The organism is Bacteroidales bacterium (assembly GCA_014860585.1).
In the GTDB taxonomy this organism is placed as follows: domain Bacteria; phylum Bacteroidota; class Bacteroidia; order Bacteroidales; family 4484-276; genus RZYY01.
This window is the reverse complement of record JACZJL010000001.1, coordinates 1-3816: the sequence shown is the minus strand read 5'-3', so window position 1 is coordinate 3816 and position 3816 is coordinate 1. Positions and strand designations below refer to the sequence as shown.

Genomic DNA, 3816 nt, shown 5'->3' with positions numbered 1-3816 from the left:
GGTGTAAAACCATTTTTCACTGATGCGCGCATTTACCTTTTTTAGTAACTCTTCCTGGAAATTAACAATATCCTGAACTTTCCATGCTCTCATATCCGGGTTCAGCCCGGGATAGGACTGCTGCATTTTCAGCACAATCTTCTGCTTTAACAAGTCGAATATTTCGGTTACCTTTTGCACACCTTGTTTGATTAATGTCAGTCGCAACGTGCATTTTGTAAATTGAAAAGGAAGTTTACAAACGATTTACAAGCTGTTTTCAAACAAAATGCTTATTGTGCTTTTACTTTTGATCCCGTTCAATGCAAATATATGTTTAATTTAATTCCTACACATTATGAAAACGAAATTTAAAATTTTAGCAATGGTTCTCATTACTTTATCAACCTTTGCTTACGGACAAAGTACTATGGAGCTGACCTTTACTGGCGACAACAATGGTCAGCCGGTTACGCTGGATAGCGTGATTGTAAAAAACTTAACTCAGGCAGGTCAAGTAACTCTTTACCCTCCCGACTTATCACTTACACTATTAATTACCGGAATTGCTGATGAGCACAAAGTGAAAGATGCCGCTTTTAGTTTAAACCAAAACTACCCCAATCCTTTTAAAAGTCAAACTTCAGTGCAACTTCAATTGCCTGAACCAGGAATTGTCAAAATAGTAGTTTCAAATATGATGGGTCAAAATCTCCTTAGCACAAATAATGTTTTAGGGGCAGGCATACATACATTTTCATTTATTCCCGGCAATGAAACATACTATTTTCTGACTGCAAATAGCAATGGACAGATGGAAACCATCAAGATGGTTTGTAATCCCACTGCTAAAAAGCAATCTGTCAGCTTGAATTATTCATCAAGTGTGGATATGAAACCTATTCTAAAGACTTTACAAATGTTAGGTGAATTACCTTTTGAATTCGGGGATGAACTATTAATGATTGGCTATTCCGCCTCAGTTGAATCTGGGATGATAAAATCGCCCGAGGTGAGCCAGGAATGTATCATGCAGTTTGCCACAAATATTCCTTGCATTGGTACTCCAACTGTGGATTATGAAGGACAAATATATAATACAATTCAAATTTATGGTCAATGTTGGTTTAAGGAGAACCTGAATGTGGGAATAATGATACCATCCACACAGTCTCAGACGAACAACAGCATTATCGAAAGATACTGCATGGGAGATATGGCTTCTTCATGCGATTTGTTTGGAGGGTTGTATTTCTGGAATGAAATGATGAAATATGCATATGAAACAGGCGGCCAGGGAATTTGCCCGGATGGCTGGCACGTACCTGAAGATATTGAATGGCAAATACTCGAAGGAAGCACAGATACTCAATATGGCATTGGAAACGCTATTTGGGGAAACAATGGCTGGAGAGGTGTTGATGCAGGGGGAAACCTGAAACAAAAAGGAACCGAGCTTTGGGAATATCCGAATACAGGTGCAACAAATGCTTACGGATTTACGGCACTTCCGACGGGATATTTTGTGCAGGGTGGTTTCTGGGGACCTGGATTCAAAACCTATCTCTGGAGTTCTCATCCTACCCAGAAATTCTACCGTAACATGGACTGGAATGAAGCCATGATCCTGAGGAATACTGGTGGAGGGAATCCAGCTTTTTCTGTTCGTTGTATAAAAAATTAAATTTAATATTAATGTCAGCAAGAAAACTCCATTTGTTGAAAATCAAATTTGGAGTGTTTTCTTTGTGACACAAATTAGGAGGTAAAAATGAAAAAAATTAAATTTTTAAATCGTTCATTAGGCATTGCAGTAATACCAATTATTGTTTGTACGCTAATAATAGCTTACGGTATTACATCCTGTATAGTAGCGCAATCCAACGAAAAAGTATTTGAAGCTTATGAATTACGAATAAATGGTAAGGCAGATTCTGCCAAAATAATTCTTGAAAAGGTATTGTCATCTGATTCCACTAATGCCATGGCCTGGTATGAGTTGTGCAGAACCAACGAGCATTTGGGAATGGCCAATCCAAGGACTATTAAGGAATCTATGGATGAAGCATTAAGATGCATTAACCTTGCTGTTCAAAATGATCCTGATAATGCCTTGTATCTTTCGTATAAAGGAGGTGTTGAAACCCTGCAGTTCTATTTAGCTATGCAAATGGGTAATGAAAATGCAGTAGAATATCTCGCTAAACTTGAGGATACCTATAAATCAGTTTTTGAATTGGATCCAACATATTACGAAAATAAATTAACCCTTATTGAATTTTTTGGTGGATTACCTCCGGAAATGGGCGGCGATCCTGAGAAAGCTGAAAAATATGCTGGCGAACTCGAAAGAGCAGATATGATAGCCGGAGCAAAAGCCCGGGAATTACTCATGGCTGAGGATGCCGATTACGAAACCTTTTGGAAAGAAATTATTGAAAAAAACAATAAAAATGCGGATGCCCACCAGGCATTGGGCCGGGTATATTTGTTTGTTGGAAATATTGACGAAGCAACTATTTGCTATCAAAAAGCTATAGATCTCGATCCATCGAAAAATGACCTCTACCTCGATCTGGGAAGGTTTTATATGATGATGGCCATGCAAAATCCTGCACTGACCGACTCTGTAGCGCCGCTTGTTGAGAAAGAGTTTAATAAATTCCTTAACTTTACTCCTGAACCAAAAAACCCGATGAAAGCGTGGGCTTACAGCATATTATCAATGATAAATCGCCGTACAGGAAATGTTGAAGTTGCCGATAAGTTTCTGATAATGGCTAAAGAATTGGATCCGTTTTTTTCGCCGATATCTGGAAAACCAGGTATAAAGCTTTATAGTCCACCAGATGTTGTTGTACACGATCAAGGGTATTATCTTTCACCGTTTTAATTTGTATTTTTATAGGTGTAATCAATTAAAACAGCAATATGAAAAAAATCTTTCTAATTACTTCCATTTTACTTGCCAGTGTGTTAATGCAGGCTCAAAAAAAAATTATCACATCTTTATTTTAATGACAATGATCATTTTATTTTCTGAGAAATTATTCTCCCAACAGGGTACTGTAATCTTAACATTCCAGGGGGAAAATGTTGGCCAGCCCTCACCCTCGGAAGTAAAGGTGCTGGAAGGGGTTGCCGACAGCTATTATAAGATTGGGGCTTCCATTTGGAATAACTTGGGACTAAGAGGTGTTGATGCAGGTAAAAACTTAAAATCCAATACCGGTTGGTCATCAGGTGGAAATGGTGTAGATTTGTATGATTTTAGATTACTGCCTACAGGTTACTGGTATGCTAATTTCTTTTCGGAACGCACAGTGGATGGAGCTTTATGGACATCCACACTCAATGCAGGTACTGATCCTTTCTACCGGGGATTTGCAGGACCGGCAATTGGGATTGTTAGGAATGTATTTGCTGAACCACTTGGAATGCCGGTAGGATGTTTAAAAGATTTGTAAATTATTCATATTTAATAAATTAAATAAAATTACCACAATGAAAAAATTTATTTTTTTACTGATGATGATCATCGGTATTCAGATCATTGAAGCCTGTGTTTCAACAAATGACCCTGATAAATTTGTCCAGGGGGTTTATCATTTGAGGATGAACGGTAAGATGGATGATGCAAAAGCGGCGCTTGAGTTTTTCATGAAAAAAGATTCATTAAATGCACAAGCCAATTACGAAATGGCGCGACTTAGTCACTATATGCTGCTGGGGGGTAGTCAGGTGGAAATTGAAGCTATTTCCCAGTCAATAAACAAAGCTGTCGAAGCTGATCCTGAAAATGTGATCTATGCTTACTATAAAGGAATTGTCAGCTTC

General features: G+C 38.1%; 5 protein-coding genes. 4 read left to right on the top strand and 1 reads right to left on the bottom strand.

Going from position 1 to position 3816, the window contains the following annotated elements:
* Positions 1-180: hypothetical protein (locus IH598_00025; GenBank protein MBE0636887.1), on the bottom strand; the 180-nt coding region annotated here is incomplete at its 3' end.
* Between the two features lie 157 nt (positions 181-337).
* On the opposite strand from IH598_00025, the gene IH598_00020 reads away from it, so the two are divergent.
* The 4 genes from IH598_00020 to IH598_00005 all read left to right on the top strand — a co-directional run.
* Positions 338-1663 (top strand): T9SS type A sorting domain-containing protein, encoded by a 1326-nt coding sequence (locus IH598_00020; protein ID MBE0636886.1) that lies wholly within the window; start codon positions 338-340, stop codon positions 1661-1663.
* A gap of 87 nt (positions 1664-1750) precedes the next feature.
* Positions 1751-2872, top strand: coding sequence for a tetratricopeptide repeat protein (locus IH598_00015; GenBank protein ID MBE0636885.1), 1122 nt, complete (start codon positions 1751-1753; stop codon positions 2870-2872).
* A gap of 130 nt (positions 2873-3002) precedes the next feature.
* Positions 3003-3446, top strand: a complete 444-nt coding sequence (locus tag IH598_00010) for a hypothetical protein (GenBank protein MBE0636884.1) — start codon at positions 3003-3005, stop codon at positions 3444-3446.
* Positions 3447-3483: 37 nt separating this feature from the next.
* Positions 3484-3816 (top strand): hypothetical protein (locus tag IH598_00005; GenBank protein ID MBE0636883.1); only part of this gene is annotated, 333 nt, incomplete at its 3' end.

What these genes read in the sequence shown, in the direction of transcription:
- IH598_00020 (MBE0636886.1), top strand. Translation starts at nt 338, where the DNA reads ATGAAAACGAAATTTAAAATTTTAGCAATGGTTCTCATTACTTTATCA.
- IH598_00015 (MBE0636885.1), top strand. Translation starts at nt 1,751, where the DNA reads ATGAAAAAAATTAAATTTTTAAATCGTTCATTAGGCATTGCAGTAATA.
- IH598_00010 (MBE0636884.1), top strand. Translation starts at nt 3,003, where the DNA reads ATGATCATTTTATTTTCTGAGAAATTATTCTCCCAACAGGGTACTGTA.